Source organism: Chryseobacterium sp. SIMBA_029, from assembly GCF_046535275.1.
In the GTDB taxonomy this organism is placed as follows: Bacteria; Bacteroidota; Bacteroidia; order Flavobacteriales; family Weeksellaceae; genus Chryseobacterium.
Genome location: NZ_JAWRXA010000909.1, coordinates 1 through 232, shown reverse-complemented (window position 1 = coordinate 232; position 232 = coordinate 1). Strand labels below are relative to the sequence as shown.

Below are 232 nucleotides of genomic sequence, written 5' to 3'. Positions count from 1 at the left end.
CTCGCCATTTGCGAAGACTTATTCTTTCCCCAAAGATCTATTTCCCAGCTAGCTTTCAATGCAAGACGTCGAAGCTGGGTTTCGCTCACCAGATTATTGGAGGTATTGGCAACGGCACTTACACTTGGGTACAGATCACTTCCTGCAATTTCCATAGCAATTTCCACCTGATTAAGCTTTTCCCTGGCGATAATAATGTCCGCATTGTATTGCATTCCCTCATTAATCAGAG

The 232-nt window shown here is 44.0% G+C and carries 1 protein-coding gene; it reads right to left on the bottom strand.

Going from position 1 to position 232, the window contains the following annotated elements:
• On the bottom strand, positions 1 to 232 hold a 232-nt coding region (locus SB679_RS26475; protein ID WP_410705426.1), incomplete at both ends, for a TolC family protein.